This window comes from Streptomyces sp. NPDC001903 (assembly GCF_042891345.1).
Lineage (GTDB): Bacteria > Actinomycetota > Actinomycetes > Streptomycetales > Streptomycetaceae > Streptomyces.
The window spans coordinates 175,760-190,874 of record NZ_JBIASZ010000006.1 but is presented as its reverse complement, the minus strand read 5'-3'; the positions used below and the strand labels follow the sequence as shown (position 1 = coordinate 190,874).

General features: G+C 72.1%; 14 protein-coding genes and 1 pseudogene. 10 read left to right on the top strand and 5 right to left on the bottom strand.

The annotated features are described in order from the left end of the window. Positions 1 to 99: 99 nt before the first annotated feature. A complete protein-coding gene (locus ACFYZS_RS16215) occupies positions 100 to 1,416 on the top strand; it encodes a M28 family metallopeptidase (protein ID WP_389012143.1) in 1,317 nt (438 codons plus the stop codon). Between the two features lie 13 nt (positions 1,417 to 1,429). Here the strand turns inward: ACFYZS_RS16215 and ACFYZS_RS16210 are convergent, their stop codons facing one another. From ACFYZS_RS16210 to ACFYZS_RS16200, 3 genes are all read right to left on the bottom strand, one after another. Beyond that, positions 1,430 to 1,825: a hypothetical protein gene (locus tag ACFYZS_RS16210; RefSeq protein ID WP_389012140.1), complete on the bottom strand. Its 396-nt coding sequence runs from the start codon at positions 1,823 to 1,825 to the stop codon at positions 1,430 to 1,432. Beyond that, a complete protein-coding gene (locus ACFYZS_RS16205; RefSeq protein WP_251055898.1) occupies positions 1,822 to 2,025 on the bottom strand; it encodes a ribbon-helix-helix domain-containing protein in 204 nt (67 codons plus the stop codon). Before ACFYZS_RS16205 ends, ACFYZS_RS16210 begins: the two co-directional genes overlap by 4 nt. Positions 2,026 to 2,134: 109 nt before the next feature. Beyond that, positions 2,135 to 3,364: an outer membrane lipoprotein carrier protein LolA gene (locus ACFYZS_RS16200; protein ID WP_389012137.1), complete on the bottom strand. Its 1,230-nt coding sequence runs from the start codon at positions 3,362 to 3,364 to the stop codon at positions 2,135 to 2,137. A gap of 333 nt (positions 3,365 to 3,697) precedes the next feature. On the opposite strand from ACFYZS_RS16200, the pseudogene ACFYZS_RS16195 reads away from it, so the two are divergent. Beyond that, positions 3,698 to 3,883: pseudogene (locus ACFYZS_RS16195) on the top strand (integrase core domain-containing protein); the annotation flags it as partial. Here the strand turns inward: ACFYZS_RS16195 and ACFYZS_RS16190 are convergent. Beyond that, positions 3,880 to 4,890: a polyprenyl synthetase family protein gene (locus tag ACFYZS_RS16190; protein ID WP_389012134.1), complete on the bottom strand. Its 1,011-nt coding sequence runs from the start codon at positions 4,888 to 4,890 to the stop codon at positions 3,880 to 3,882. The pseudogene ACFYZS_RS16195 and the gene ACFYZS_RS16190 overlap by 4 nt on opposite strands. A 190-nt stretch (positions 4,891 to 5,080) precedes the next feature. Between ACFYZS_RS16190 and ACFYZS_RS16185 the strand changes: the two genes are divergently transcribed. After that, a complete protein-coding gene (locus ACFYZS_RS16185) occupies positions 5,081 to 6,607 on the top strand; it encodes a peptide MFS transporter (protein ID WP_389012131.1) in 1,527 nt (508 codons plus the stop codon). Between the two features lie 12 nt (positions 6,608 to 6,619). Beyond that, positions 6,620 to 8,617, top strand: a complete 1,998-nt coding sequence (locus ACFYZS_RS16180; protein WP_389012128.1) for a CocE/NonD family hydrolase — start codon at positions 6,620 to 6,622, stop codon at positions 8,615 to 8,617. A gap of 72 nt (positions 8,618 to 8,689) precedes the next feature. Here the strand turns inward: ACFYZS_RS16180 and ACFYZS_RS16175 are convergent, their stop codons facing one another. Continuing rightward, the gene (locus ACFYZS_RS16175) at positions 8,690 to 9,511 is read right to left on the bottom strand and encodes an HAD family hydrolase (protein WP_389012125.1); all 822 of its coding nucleotides are present in this window, start codon (positions 9,509 to 9,511) and stop codon (positions 8,690 to 8,692) included. Between the two features lie 140 nt (positions 9,512 to 9,651). Here ACFYZS_RS16175 and fahA point away from each other — a divergent pair, with 140 nt between their 5' ends. From fahA to ACFYZS_RS16145, 6 genes are all read left to right on the top strand, one after another. Then, on the top strand, positions 9,652 to 10,878 hold the full coding sequence (fahA, locus tag ACFYZS_RS16170; RefSeq protein WP_389012122.1) for a fumarylacetoacetase: 1,227 nt from the start codon (positions 9,652 to 9,654) through the stop codon (positions 10,876 to 10,878). 150 nt (positions 10,879 to 11,028) lie between these two features. Next, on the top strand, positions 11,029 to 11,799 hold the full coding sequence (locus tag ACFYZS_RS16165) for a GntR family transcriptional regulator (protein ID WP_389012119.1): 771 nt from the start codon (positions 11,029 to 11,031) through the stop codon (positions 11,797 to 11,799). A gap of 32 nt (positions 11,800 to 11,831) precedes the next feature. Further along, positions 11,832 to 12,059, top strand: coding sequence for a ferredoxin family protein (locus ACFYZS_RS16160; protein WP_030011381.1), 228 nt, complete (start codon positions 11,832 to 11,834; stop codon positions 12,057 to 12,059). Positions 12,060 to 12,105: 46 nt separating this feature from the next. Then, positions 12,106 to 13,461, top strand: coding sequence for an ABC transporter substrate-binding protein (locus ACFYZS_RS16155; RefSeq protein ID WP_389012116.1), 1,356 nt, complete (start codon positions 12,106 to 12,108; stop codon positions 13,459 to 13,461). Continuing rightward, positions 13,458 to 14,330 (top strand): ABC transporter permease, encoded by an 873-nt coding sequence (locus ACFYZS_RS16150; RefSeq protein ID WP_389012113.1) that lies wholly within the window; start codon positions 13,458 to 13,460, stop codon positions 14,328 to 14,330. The genes ACFYZS_RS16155 and ACFYZS_RS16150 overlap by 4 nt, the downstream gene beginning before the upstream one ends. Beyond that, positions 14,330 to 15,109: an ABC transporter ATP-binding protein gene (locus ACFYZS_RS16145; protein ID WP_389012110.1), complete on the top strand. Its 780-nt coding sequence runs from the start codon at positions 14,330 to 14,332 to the stop codon at positions 15,107 to 15,109. The genes ACFYZS_RS16150 and ACFYZS_RS16145 overlap by 1 nt, the downstream gene beginning before the upstream one ends. Positions 15,110 to 15,115: the final 6 nt, after the last annotated feature.

Sequence of the window (15,115 nt, the reverse complement as noted above, 5' to 3'; positions counted from 1 at the left end):
CCTTCCACTGAACATCAGGCTCGCACTGACGCACGATCGCTCAATTGCGCCACCCCGCACGTTCCGTTCAATCCCCAACGGAATCCCGGAGTCCCCCACATGAGCCTGTCCGTCTCCCGGCGTCTCGCCGCCGTGACCGCGATCGCGGTCGCCGGCCTGTTCGCCTCCACCGCTCCCGCCGCACTCGCCGCCCCCACGGCGGCGACCGCGGCGCCGACCCCGCCCGACATCCCGGTCGCCAACGTCAAGGCGCACCTGGCCCAGCTCCAGTCCATAGCCACCGCCAACGGCGGCAACCGCGCCCACGGCCGGGCCGGCTACAAGGCCTCGATCGACTACGTGAAGGCCAAGCTGGACGCGGCCGGTTTCACCACCACCCTGCAGACCTTCACCAGCAGCGGTGCGACCGGCTACAACCTGATCGCCGACTGGCCGGGCGGCGACCCGAACTCGGTGCTGATGTCCGGCTCGCACCTGGACTCGGTGACCGCCGGTCCCGGCATCAACGACAACGGATCCGGCTCGGCCGCCATCCTGGAGACGGCGCTGGCCGTCTCGCGCGCACAGCTCCAGCCCACCAAGCACCTGCGGTTCGGCTGGTGGGGCGCGGAAGAGCTCGGCATGATCGGCTCGAAGTACTACGTGAACAACCTGCCGGCCGCGGAGAAGTCGAAGATCTCCGGCTACCTGAACTTCGACATGATCGGCTCGCCGAACCCGGGCTACTTCGTCTACGACGACGACCCGACCATCGAGCAGACCTTCAAGAACTACTACGCGGGCATCGGCATCCCGACGGAGATCGAGACCGAGGGCGACGGCCGTTCCGACCACGCCCCGTTCAAGAGCGCGGGCATCCCGGTCGGCGGCCTGTTCTCCGGCGCCGACTACACCAAGACGGCGGCGCAGGCGCAGAAGTGGGGCGGCACCTCCGGGCAGGCCTTCGACCGCTGCTACCACGCCTCGTGCGACACCTCGGCGAACATCAACGACACCGCCCTGGACCGCAACTCCGACGCCATCGCCTACGCGATCTGGAACCTGGGGGCGGGCACCCCGGTCCCGCCCGGCCAGTCCTTCGAGAACACGGCGGACGTGAACATCCCGGACTCCCCCGGCGCCGCGGTGACCTCGCCGATCACGGTCTCCGGCGTCACGGGCAACGCCCCGGCCACCACCAAGGTCGACGTGAACATCGTCCACACCTACCGCGGTGACCTGGTCGTCGACCTGGTCGCCCCGGACGGCACCGTCTACAACCTGCACAACCGCAGCGGCGGCAGTGCCGACAACCTCGTCCAGACGTACACGGTCAACGCGTCGAGCGAGGTGGCCAACGGCGTCTGGAAGCTCCAGGTCAAGGACGGGGCGGCGCAGGACACCGGCTACATCAACAGCTGGAAGATCACCTTCTGAGACGGGACCGGGCCTAGGACGAGGCCGTCTGCGGTTCCTGTATGAGGGCCCGGAGTTCCTCGGCGACCGCGGCGACGTCGGCGCGGCCCAGCTTGGCCGCCTCCACCAGGTCGCCGAGGTCCTCCGGAGAGGGCAGCTGCTTGGCCCCCGCCACGCGCAGGTACGAGCGCGTGGCGGCGGCCGCGTAGAACTCGTTCATCGGCGATTCCAGCGCCGGGCACACCGCGAGGGTGTGCAGAAACGCGGCGGCCCGCCACGCGGTGTCCGGGGCGGGCTGTTCGGGCACCAGGACGAGGTCGTTCTGGTGACGGGCGACCGCGGCGGCCACCCCTGAGGGGTCCCACACGGCGGGATCCGACGGGAGATGGTGGGCCAGAGCGGTCCAGGCCCACTCCATGGTGATCTTCAATTGCCGAACCGCTCCTGGAAGTAGCCCCAGTGGTCGGCGAACTCCTCGATCCCGGAAAGGAAGTTCTTCCGGTCGTCGTCGAGCTCGCGTTCCGTTACCTCGGTGATCAGCGCGGTGACCGTCGTCCCCAGTGCCGCCGCGCGCGCTTTGAGGCGCTCGTGGAACTCTTCGTCCAGGCGGATGGTGACGTGTCTCGACATGCTTTTCACGGTACAGCGGGCCCGCTGTACACAGGGCCGGAACGGCCGAAGGGTGGGCAGGGACACAGTCCCCGCCCACCCTTCAGACAGCTCTACCGCACCTGCGGCACTACTTGTTGGCGTCGGCCGCCTGCACCAGCGCGTCCTTGGTGACCGCGCCGACGTAGACCTTGCCGTCGTCCGTGATCAGCGCGTTGACCAGGCGGGTCTTGAAGACCCGGCCCTCGCCGAACTTGCCGGTGACCTTGCCGCCGAGGGAGTCGAGGAACTGCTTGGCCTCCTTGGGAGCGTCCTTGTCGTTCTCGAGATCCTTCAGGCTCTTCCCGGCACCGGTGTCGATGCGGGCGATGGTCGCCCAGCCCTCGCCGAGGACCTTCGTCTCGCCGCCCTTGCCGCCCGCGCCGCCCATGCCGCCGGTCAGGGCGTCCAGGCCGGGGAAGGAGTCCAGGCCCTTGAACTCCTTGCCGTGGCCGTCCTTGCCGTGGCCGTCCTTGCCGGCCTCGGCAGCGCCCTCGGTCACCTTGGCGCCCTTGGGCGCGGTGAACGCGAACGTGTCGGCCGACGGCTTGGCGAAGTCCACCTTGGTGAACCCGGCGTCGACGATGGGCTTGCCGCCCTCGGCCGCCAGCAGCTGCACCCGCAGCGGCACGCCGTTCTTGGCGTCCACCGCGATCTTGACCGAGCCGACCGTGGATCCGCTCTGCTTCGGCTTCAGGACCAGCTGGTACGCGTCCCGGCCGGCCACCTGCGCGGTCTCGCCCACGCTGACGTCCGTGGTCGGGCCGGCGGCCTTCAGCACGTCCTGGGCCAGCTGCTGGGGCGAGGCGCCGCCCAGCCGCTCGGCCGTCTTCTTCTCGTCCTTGCCGGCTGCCGCCGCCTCGGGGTTCTTCTCGTGCCAGACCTCGTTGGCCTTGCTGTCGTACCCCCAGACGTCCGCGCCGTTGTGGACGAGGCTGTACTCGTCCTTGCCGTCCACGAACGTGAGCTTCTGGCGGTCCGGCCCGTCGGCCGCGACGCGCAGGGTGTGCGAGCCGTTCGCCAGCTGCGCGATCTTGTCCTCGGGGTTGGCCGAGCCGCCCGCGACGCCCCCGCCACCGAGGAGGCCGCTCGCCAGCTTCGGCAGACCCAGGTCGGTGCTGATCTTCGCGCTGCCGGACAGCTGCTGCACATCGGAGGCCGCGACCTTCTCGATGAGCTGCTGCGCGGTCACCTTCGGCAGGTCGGGGCCGCCGGAGTTCGCGAAGGCCGGGACCATCGCCACGGTCGCGGCGGCCACACCCGCCACCGCGACCGGTACGGCGTACCGGGCGGCCTTGCGGGTCTTTGCGTTCGTTGCCATGTCTGCCCCACCTCTGTGTCACCCGTTCTGGTGTGTCTCCATCTGACCAAACGGGCGGGGGTCGGGGCGTCACTCCCCGGGGCCAACTCCGCGTACGCCCCAGGGATGACAAAACGAGGGCCCGGCATCCCCCACCCGTAGGGGATGCCGGGCCCTCGCCCGTGCCGAAAGACACGGCCTAGCTGTATTGATCACGAGCGTTGTTGACACTGGGCGGGTCTTGAACATGGCGAAGACCTCCGGTGTGGTGGGAGCTGTCTAGGAACTCACCGCACGGAGGTCTTCGTGTCCCACCGTAATGCCCGGCTGACTGTCTTCGGTAGGCGGCTGCTGGTCGAACGCTTCAACCGAACCCTCCTGGACGAGTGGGCCTACCTGCGGCCCTACACCTCGAACCAGGAACGGACCGAAGCCCTGGCAGACTTCCTCCACACCTACAACCACCACCGCTGCCACACCGCACTCGGCGGACACCCACCCATCAGCCGAATCAACAACCCTGCGGGTCAATACACCTAGCCCGCGCGGTGCACGACCGCGTCGCAGAGCTCCTCGAGCGCGGACTTCGCGAAGCCCTCCGGCAGCGGCGCCAGCGTGGCCCGAGCCTCCTGCGCGTACCGGACGGTGTCGCGGCGGGCCTGCTCCAGCGCGGGGTGCACCCGCAGTCGGGCGAGCACCTGTGCGTGCAGGGCGTCGTCGGTCAGGTCCCCGTCGAGGAGGCCCACGAGCTCCAGGTCGTCGGGGTCGCCGTCCCGGGCGGCCATCTCGCGCAGCCGCAGCACGGGCAGCGTCGGAATGCCCTCGCGCAGGTCCGTCCCCGGGGTCTTCCCGGATTCGTGCGAGTCGGAGGCGATGTCCAGGACGTCGTCGGCGAGCTGGAAGGCGATGCCCAGGCGCTCCCCGTACTGGGTCAGGATGTCGACGACCGACTCGTCGGCGCCGGACATCAGCGCGCCGAACCGGCCGGAGACCGCGATCAGCGAACCGGTCTTGCCGGCCATGACGTCGAGGTAGTGGGCGACCGGGTCGCGGCCGTCGCGCGGACCGGCCGTCTCCAGGATCTGGCCGGTGACCAGCCGCTCGAAGGCCTCGGCCTGGATGCGTACGGCCTCCGGCCCGAGGTCCGCCAGGATGTGCGAGGCGCGGGCGAACAGGAAGTCACCCGTCAGGACGGCCACCGAGTTGCCCCAGCGGGCGTTGGCGCTGGCCACGCCCCGGCGCTCGTCCGCCTCGTCCATGATGTCGTCGTGGTAGAGGGTCGCCAGGTGGGTGAGCTCGACGACCACCGCGGCGGGCACGATGCCGGGCGCGTAGGGGTCGCCGAATCGGGAGGCGAGCATCACCAGCAGCGGCCGGAACCGCTTGCCCCCGGCGCGCAGCAGGTGCTGCGCGGCCTCGGTGATGAAGGGGACTTCGCTCTTGGTGGCCTCCAGCAGACCCGCCTCGACGGCGGCCAGTCCGGCCTGGACATCGGTCTCAAGAGCCTGGTCCCGCACGCTCAGTCCGAACGGCCCGACGACGGTCACGAGGGGTACTCCTGTCTGCTGACGATCACGGTGACGATCACCTGGATTGTCGATGTGTCGCTGCCATCACTCAAGCCAGCGTATCCGGTCTGTTTTCGATCACCGAGAGCGGCCGTCATGTCGCCACCCGCGCACTGCCCGATGCGCACCGGTATGTTCTTGAGAAGCCGAAACAACCGGAGAATGCGTTTTGTCCAGAACTGCCACTGCAATAGAGGAACCGGCGGAGCCGGTCGACCCGGAGGCGGACCAGCCGCCGCCCGGGGACGACCACGCATTCCTCGGGCACCCCCGGGGCCTCGCCACGCTGTCCGGACTGGAGGTCTGGGAGCGCTTCTCGTTCCTCGGCATGCAGGCCATCCTCGTCCTCTACTTCGCGGACACGGTGGCGAACGGCGGCCTGGGGATGGACCCGGGCACCGCGGCATCCGTCGCCGCGGCCTACGGGACCATGGTCTACCTCGTCTCCGTCGCCGGCGGGTGGCTCGCCGACCGGATCCTCGGTTCGTACCGGGCCGTGCTCTGGGGCGGCGTCCTGATCGCCTGCGGCCACTACGCCATGGCGGTGCCGACGGCCGCCATGACCTGGACGGGCCTCGGCCTGATCAGCGCGGGCACCGGCCTGCTCAAGCCCAACGTGGCCACCATGGTCGGCAAGCTGTACCGGACGGACGACGACCGGCGCGACGCCGGCTTCGCCCTGTACTACACGGCCATCAACATCGGTGCCTTCGCCGGACCCCTGATCACCGGCTGGCTCGGCGAGCACCAGGGCTGGCACTGGGGCTTCTCCGCCGCCGCCGTCGGCATGACCGCGGGCCTCGTCCAGTACGTCCTCGGCCGCCGCCATCTGGCCGGGCGAAAGCACTCGGCCGAGTACGCCCTCGCGCCCGCCGCGATGCGCCGCGCCGTGCGGTGGATCATCGCCGGACTCCTCGCCGCAGGCGCCCTCGCCACCCTTCTGGCGGGCCTCGGCCTGCTCACCATGGGCCGCTTCGTCGACCTGCTCACGCTCGTCTCGGTGATCGCGCCCGCCGTCTACTTCGGGGTGATGTTCCGCAGCCCGCGGGTGACGCGCGAGGAGCGGGGGCGGCTGCGCCCGTACGTGGTGCTCTTCCTGGCCTCGGTCGCCTTCAACTTCATCCTCTTCCAGGCGTACTCGACGATGATGCTGCTCGCGTCGACGAACGCCCGGACCGAGATCCTGGGATTCCACTTCCCCGCGAGCTGGTACGCCTCCGCGCTCGGCGCGTTCGAGGTGGCGCTCGCCCCGGTCGTCGCCGCGTTGTGGGTCCGGATGGGCCGCCGCCAGCCGCACGCCTCCAACAAGATCGCCATCGGGGTGGTCCTGGGCGGTCTGTCCTTCCTGCTGATGGTCATCCCCACCTCGGGGCACGGCGGGGAGGCGTACCAGATGGCCGCCTGGTGGATCGTCGGCTCGTACCTGCTGCTCGGACTCGGCGACGTCCTGCTGGAGACCTCCGGCATGTCGGCCACCACGAAGCTCGCCCCGAAGGCCTTCGCCAGCCAGACCATGGCCCTGTGGTTCCTCTCGCTGGCCCTGGCCAACGGCATCCAGGCGCAGGTCGTCAAGGTCTACGGCCAGGTGTCCACTCCCGCGTACTTCGGCGTCAACGGCGCCGTCGCGGTGGCGGCCGGCCTGGCCGTGTTCGCGCTGGCGCCGTGGCTGCGGCGCACGATGCACCCCGTCCACTGAGGTGGTTGCCCGATGATCATCCGCACCGAGTTCCCGTTCGGGACGGCGCACGAGGATGTCCGGATCCCGATGCCCGACGGCGTCGAGCTGTACGCCCGGATCTGGCGTCCGCTGACCGACGAGCCGGTCCCGGCCCTGCTGGAATACCTGCCGTACCGGCTGACCGACTGGACCGCGCCCCGCGACTGGCAGCGCCACCCCTGGTACGCGGGCCACGGCTACGCCTCGGTCCGGGTGGACGTACGGGGCCACGGCTGCAGCGGCGGGAACCCGGGCGACGAGTACGACGCGCGGGAACTGGCCGACGGGGTCGCGGTGGTGGAGTGGCTGGCGGAGCAGCCGTGGTGCACGGGGTCGGTGGGGATGTTCGGGATCTCCTGGGGCGGGTTCAACTCCCTCCAGATCGCGGCGCTGGCCCCCGAGGCCCTGAAGGCCGTCGTGACGGTCTGCTCGACGGACGACCGGTACGACAACGACGTCCACTACATGGGCGGCTCGGTGCTGGCCGTGGACATGCACGCGTGGGCGGCGACCATGCTCGCCTTCGCGGCGCGGCCGCCGGACCCGCTGTTCGTCGGCGACGGCTGGCGGGAACAGTGGCTGGCGCGGCTGGAATCCGTCGAACCCCTGATCCACACCTGGCTCGCCCACCAGACGCGGGACGACTACTGGCGCCACGGCAGCGTCTGCGAGGACTACGGGGCGATCGGCGCGGCCGTGCTGGCGGTCGGCGGCTGGCACGACCCGTACCGGGACACGGTGCTGCGGCTGGTCTCGCACCTGCCCGCGGACCGGGTACGGGGGCTGATCGGCCCGTGGTCGCACCAGTACCCGGACCGGGGGCTGCCGCCGGGGCCGTCGATCGGGTTCCTCCAGGAGACCCTGAGGTGGTGGGACCACTGGCTGAAGGGCGCGGACAACGGGGTCATGGACGAGCCGCTGCTGCGGTCCTGGATCTCGGAGTCCCACCCTCCGGCGACCGTGTACGAGGTGCTGCCGGGACGCTGGGTCGGGGACGCCGAGTGGCCCTCCCCCTCCGTCACCCCGGTCACGTACGCGCTCCAGGGCGCGCCGGTGGCCGTGGCCTCCCCGCAGCACACGGGGCTGGACGCGGGTCGGTTCTTCCCCTTCGGCAATGACGCGGACCTGCCGCCGGACCAGCGGGAGGAGGACGCGAAGTCGGCCTGCTTCGAGTTCCCGGTGGGGCGCGAGCCCGTGGAGATCCTGGGCCGTGCGCAGGTGACGGCCCGGCTGCGGATGGACGTCCCGTACGGGCAGGTGGTGGCGCGGCTGTGCGACGTGGCGCCCGACGGGTCCTCGACGCTGGTGACGCGGGGTGCGCTGAACCTCTCGGCGCGACTGGGGCGGGACAAGGCGGTGCCGTGGCCGGTGGGCGCGTACGAGGACGTGGTGTTCGAGCTGAACGGCATCGGGCACCGGTTCGCGGCGGGCCACCGGATCCGGCTCGCGCTGTCGTCGGCGTACTGGCCGTGGATCTGGCCGCGGGCCGGTTCGCAGGCGGGGTGGACGCTGGATCCGGCGGGGAGTTCGGTGGTCCTGCCGGTCCGCTCCGCGGGGTCGGAGCCGGAGGTCGGCTTCGAGCCGCCGGAGCAGGCGGAGCCGCTGGGGGTGTCGCATCCGGCCACGCTGGACGAGCCGCGGCCCGAGCGGCTGGTCGTACGGGACGTGGCGCGCGGGCGGTGGCGGCTGGAGGTGGACCCGCGCTACGGCGGGACGCGGGTGTATCCGGACGGGCTGGAGTACGGGGAGGAGGCGCAGGAGGTGTACGAGATCGACTCGGCGGATCCGCTCTCGGCGCGGACCCGCTCGCAGTGGCGGATCCGGTTGCACCGGCCGGAGTCGGGGTGGGACGTGCGGGTCGAGACGCGGTCGGAGGTCTCGTGCGACGAGGGCGGCTTCCTGACGTCGAACGAGGTGGTGTGCCGGGAGGGGGACGAGGTGGTGTTCCACCGGACGTGGGAGCGGCGGTTGCCGAGGGCGGCGGGCTGAGGGCGGGGCCGACCCGACCCGCAGGACACCCCCTGGTCGGCTGGTCGGCGACTCGGCTGGTCGGCTGGTCGGCTAGTCGGCGAAGAGGCGTTCCAGGACCACGGCGATGCCGTCCTCCTCGTTGGAGAGGGTCAGCTCGTCGGCCACGGCGATCAGTTCGCGGTGGGCGTTGGCCATGGCCACGCCGTGGGCCGCCCACGCGAACATCGGGATGTCGTTCGGCATGTCGCCGAAGGCGATCGTCGACGAGGGGCCGACGCCCAGCACCTCCGCCGCCAGCGCCAGGCCGCTCGCCTTGCTGACGCCCGGCGGCTGGAGCTCCACCGTGTGCTCCCCCGCCATCGTCACGTTCACCAGGTCCCCGACCACCGCACGCGCGACCCGCGTCAGCTCGTCGTCGTCCAGCTCCGGGTGCTGGAGCAGCACCTTGTTGATCGGAGCGGCCCACAGGTCCCCGCGCCTGCGGACCCGGACCGTCGGCAGGTGCGGGTGCCACATCCGGTAGCCCGGCCCTATCAGCATCTCGGCGTCCACCCCCTCCTGGTTGACCGCCGCGTACACCTCGCCGATCTCCGCCTCGATCTTCCCGAGCGCCACCTCGGCCAGCTCCCGGTCCAGCGCGACGGAGTGCAACAGGCGCGCGCCCGCCGTGTCGTACACCTGCGCGCCCTGCCCGCACACCGCGAGCCCCGTATAGCCGAGGCCGTCCAATACATGGCTCACCTGCGGGACGGGGCGTCCGGTGACGATGATGTGCTGGGCACCCGCGGCGCGCGCCGTCGCGAGCGCCGCGTACGAGCGGGCGGAGACGGTGTCTCCCGCGCGCAGCAGGGTCCCGTCCAGGTCGGTGGCGATCAAGGCGAAGGGGAGGGCCGAAAGCGGGGCGGAAGTCACGGCGCAAGGATACGGACCCCTTTGGACAAGTCCTACAAATAGAGCCCCAATCCGGCCTCCCACGGGCCCCACCGGCCACGTAACGTATCAACCAGCTCCCGGGACACCCCCGGTCCGCATCGAAAGCGAGGCAGTACCCCATGCCCCAGCAGAGCCCCCTCGATGTCCCCGAGGGCGACCCGTTCGGGCCGCACAACCTCCCGTACGGCGTCTTCTCGACCGCCGCGGAGCCGGCCCGCCGTCGTATCGGCGTGCGCATCGGCGGACACGTGCTCGACGCGGGGGCGGCCGCGGCCGCGCTCGGTTCCCCGTACGCCGCGCTGCTCGGGCAGTCCTCGCTCAACCCGCTGCTCGCCGCCGGCCGCACCGCCTGGCGCGACGTCCGCCGCGCGCTGACCGCGTGGGTGACCGACCCGGGCCACCGCGGGACGGTCGAGCCGCACCTGCTCCCGCTGGACGCCGTCACCCTGCACCTGCCGTACGAGGTCGCCGACTACGTCGACTTCTACGCGAGCGAGCACCACGCCACCAACGTGGGGCACATCTTCCGCCCGGACGGCGAGGCGCTGACCCCCAACTGGAAGCACCTGCCGATCGGTTACCACGGCCGCTCCGGCACGATCGTGGTATCGGGGACGGACGTCGTACGGCCCTCCGGGCAGCGCAAGGCCCCGGCCGACCCGGCGCCCGTCTTCGGCCCGTCCGTCAAGCTCGACATCGAGGCGGAGGTCGGCTTCGTCGTCGGCACCCCGTCCGAGCAGGGCCGCCCGGTCGCGCTGGCCGACTTCGAGGACCACGTCTTCGGGCTGTTCCTGCTCAACGACTGGTCGGCGCGCGACATCCAGGCCTGGGAGTACGTGCCGCTCGGTCCCTTCCTCGGCAAGTCCTTCGCCACCTCCGTCTCCGCCTGGGTCACCCCGCTGGAGGCCCTGGAGACGGCCCGGGTCGCCCCGCCCGCCCGCGACTTCCCCCTGCTGCCGTACCTGGACGACGCCGAAGCCGACCGGCCCGGCGGCTTCGACCTGCACATCACCGTCTCGATCAACGGCCAGGAGGTGGCGCGGCCGCCGTTCGCGACGATGTACTGGACCGCCGCCCAGCAGCTCGCGCACATGACCGTCAACGGCGCCTCCCTGCGCACCGGCGACGTCTACGGCTCGGGCACGGTCAGCGGCCCCGAGGTCGGGCAGCGCGGCTCGCTGCTGGAGCTGACGTGGAACGGCCGCGACGCCATCGAGCTCGCCGACGGCAAGCGCACCTTCCTCGAGGACGGCGACACCGTCACCCTCACCGCCTGGGCGCCGGGCCCGGAGGGCACCCGCGTCGGCCTCGGCGAGGTCACCGGCCGCATTGTGGGATCCCGCTAGTCCGCCCCTCGGGACGAAGGACCTCACCGGGGTGGCGGATCTTTCCGCCACCCCGGCGTCGTAGCTGGTCACAGCCCTGCCGCCGAGCGCTGCGGTGGCGCAATACTGCGGCAACACCACCGGCCGGAAGCCGTCGGTATGTTCCGTGCCATGCCAGCCGAACGCACCCGTGAGCACACCGTCCCGGTCGCCGCCGCGCGCCGGCGGCGGCTGCGCGCGGACCAGGCGCGACAGCTCGCCGACCTGCTGCGCCACCAGATCCTGGCCGGCGGGTACCCCGGCGGGGTCCTCCCGCTGGAAGACGTCCTCGCCGCCGAGTACGGCGCCGGCCGCAACACCGTCCGGCAGGCCCTCGACCTGCTGCGCGGCGAGCGGCTCGTCGAACGCCGCCCCGGGGTCGGGACCGTAGTCGTCTGCGAGAAGTACCCCCACGGCCTCGACCGGCTCCAGGGCCTGGCCGAGACCCTGCACGAGCACGGCCGGGTGACCAACGAGGTCCGTACGGTCGGCCCGGTGCGCGCCCCCGCCCCCGTCGCCGGCCGGCTGGGCCTTCCCGAGCACGCCGACGTGCTCTACATCGAGCGGCTGCGGCGGCTGAACGGGCTGCCGCTCTCCCTCGACCTCACCTACGTCCCCCTCGACATCGGCGCCGGACTGCTCGGCTGCGACCTGGAGAACACCGACGTCTTCCGGCTGCTGGAGTCCCTCACCGGGCAGCCCCTCGGCCACGCCGAGATCACCCTGGAGGCCGTCAACGCCGACGCGCACTCCGCCGCCGTACTGCAGGCCCCGCGCGGGGCGGCCGTGCTGATGCTGGAGCGGCTCACCCATCTGGGCGACGGCCGGCCCGTGGACCTGGAGTTCATCCGCTTCCGCGGTGACCGGATCACCATGAGCGGCCTGCTCCGCCGCTCCCTCTGAACCCTTGCGTACCCACCTTCCTGGAGACAGCCATGCCTGTGGTCCCCCAGCGCGGCGACGTGCCCGTGACCATCGACGAGTCCCTGTGCATCGACGGCTGCACCCTCTGCGTGGACATGTGCCCGCTCGATTCGCTCGCGATCCGCGAGGACAACGGCAAGGCGTACATGCACGTCGACGAGTGCTGGTACTGCGGCCCGTGCGCCGCCCGCTGTCCCACGGGCGCGGTGACCGTCAACATGCCCTACCTGCTCCGCTGACCTGCCGACCCGCTGACCTGCCGACCCTGGTGAAAGGCCCGCTCCGATGCCCCGTACGAGAGCTCTCGCACCCGCCGCACTGCTGCTCCTCGCTCCGCTGGCCGGTGCGTGCGGCGGGAACGCGTCCGGGGCCGACGGCCCCAAGACCGTGACGGTGACGGTCGGCTACCAGTCCAAGACCATCAACACCGTCACCGCCGGCACGCTGCTGCGCTCCCTCGGCTACTTCGAGCAGGAGCTCGCGGCGCGCGGCCGCGAGGACGGGGTCACGTACAAGGTGGACTGGCAGGACTACGCCACGGGCGCGCCCATCACCGCCCAGATGACCGCCGGGAAGATCGACATCGGCTCGATGGGCGATTTCCCGCTGCTGATCAACGCGGCGCGCGGCAAGGAGCTGGGACAGCGGACCCGGCTCGTCTCGGTCACCGGCTACAACCTGCGCGGCGGCCTCAACACGATCGTCACCGCGCCCGGCGCGACGTACGGATCGCTGGCCGACCTGCGCGGCAAGAAGGTGTCGACCTCGGTCGGCTCGGCGGCGGACGGAACCCTCGTACGGGCCCTCCGGCGCGCGGGCATCGACCCCTCGACCGGCATCCAGAAGCTCAACCAGCAGCCCAGCGTCGGGGCTTCGGCCCTCCAGGCGGGCAGTGCGGACGCGCTCTCGCAGTTCGTGGCCTGGCCGGGGCAGCTCGCGTACGAGGGCAAGGCCAAGGCGCTGTACGACGGCGCCGAGTTGAACCTGCCGACGTTCCACGGGGTCACGGTGCGGCAGAAGTTCGCGGCGCAGCGGGCCGGCGTGCTGGACGACTTCCTGCGCGCGCAGCGCAAGGCGACCGAGTACCTGCGGACGCGGCCGATCGCGGCGGCGGAGTCGGTGGCGAAGGAGACCGGGCTGCCGGCGGAGGTCGTGTACCTCTACAACGGCGCGAACGGGATCGCGACCTTCGACCCGTCGCTGCGGCCGGAGCTGCTGGCGGCGCTGAAGGAGGACGTACCGGTCCTCAAGGACGCGAAGCTGGTCGGGGACGTGGACGTGGACGCGTTCGTGGACCCGGCGCCGCTGAGGCGGGCCGTCCCGGAGGCCGACTACCCGGCGGCGGCGCCCGCCCGCCCGGAGCTGTGGCTGCGCGACGAGGCGGCGACGCGGACGTTCGACACCCCGGCGGCCCTGCTGAAGGCGCTGAAGGGCGCGGATCCGGCGGCGGTCAGGGCGGCGTACGTACCGGACGCGGTGACCGGGACGCCCTGGTTCGCCGACAAGGCGGTGTGGGTGGCGGAGGGCGCCGAGCTGCGGGCCTTCGTGACGCCGGCGGGCGCGAAGGCGTACGCCGACGGGCACGCGGCGTCCGGGGCGCGGATCGTGGGCTTCGCCGAAGCCGAAGGCATCGCGTCGTGACGCCCGGGCGCAGGCTGCTGCGCCTGGCCTCGCTGGGGGCGGCCCTGCTGGCATGGCAGCTGCTGACCTCGCTGGACGTCGACCTGTGGCTCCGGTTCGGGCAGTTCCCGACGGTGGCGGAGGTGGCCTCGAAGCTGGCGGAGCGGGCGTCGACCGGGCCGTACTGGGAGGACCTCCTCTCCAGCCTGCGCCGGATCGTGTCGGGCTTCGCGCTGGCGGCGGTCCTGGGGGTGTCGGTGGGCACGGCGATCGCCCGCTCGCGGGTGGCGGCTGACCTGCTGGGTCCGGTGCTGGAGGTGGTACGGCCGATCCCGGCCATCGCTCTGGTGCCGGTGGCGATCCTGCTCTTCCCCTCGAACGAGCAGGGGATCGTGTTCATCACCTGCGCGGCGGCGTTCTTCCCGGTGCTGGTGTCGACGCGGCACGCGGTGGCGGCCCTCTCCCCGACCTGGGAGGAGGCGGCCCTCACGATGGGCGCGGGGCGGGGGCGCGTCCTGGCCTCGGTCGTCCTCCCGGGCGCCCTCCCCGGCATCTTCGGGGGTTTGTCGGTGGGGATCGGGGTGTCCTGGATCTGCGTGATCTCGGCGGAGATGATCTCGGGCGAGTACGGGGTCGGCTACCGCACCTGGCAGGACTACACGGTGGTGGACTACCCGGCGGTCTTCGTCGGCATGGCCACCATCGGCGCGCTGGGCTGGCTGACGTCGACGGCGGTGGAGCGGCTGGGCCGCCGGCTGACCCGCTGGCTCCCGACCCGCCCCGAACACCCCTCCGCGGGGCCGCCCGCCGGGCACCCCCGACAGCCGGACGGCGCGCGGCGCGACCCGCGCCCCCGGACGGCACCCGACCACGCACAGGAGGTCCCCTGATGTCCGCGCACGCGGCCCCGCCCACCACCCCCCGCGTCCCCGCCACCGCGGCCACCGCGGCCACCGCACAACCCGGCGCCGCCCTGCGGCTCGACGGCGTGCGGCTCGGCCGTCCCGGCGGCCCGGCCGTCCTCGAAGGGCTCGACCTCGACATCCGGCCCGGCGAGGTGCTGGCCGTCGTCGGGCCCTCCGGATGCGGGAAGTCCACCCTGCTGCGCACCCTCGCCGGGCTGCTCCCCCCGCTGGCCGGCACCGTCACGCAGGACGGAACCCCCGTCACCCGGCCCGCCGCCGACCGGGCGCTCGTCTTCCAGGACGACGCCCTCCTGCCCTGGCGCACCGCACGGGGCAACGTCGAACTGCCCCTCGCCATCCGGCGCGTGCCCCGCGCCGAGCGGCGTCGCACCGCCACCGAGTGGCTGGCGCGCGCCGGCCTCGCCGACCACGCCCACAAGCTCCCCCACCGGCTTTCCGGCGGCCAGCGCCAGCGCGTGCAGCTGGCCCGCGCCCTCGCCGCGCGCCCCCGCGCCGTCCTCATGGACGAGCCCTTCGGCGCACTCGACGCCCAGACCCGCGCCGACATGCAGGACCTCCTCGTCGACGTCCTCGCCGGCACCGGGGCGACGGTCGTCTTCGTCACCCACGACGTGGACGAGGCCCTGTTCGTCGGCGACCGGGTCGCGCTGCTCGCCACCGGCGCGGTGCTCGACGTACCGGCTCCGCGCGACCGGAGCGCGGACCACTCGGCGCTCCGCCGCCGGATCCTCGCCTCCCCCTGACCGCCC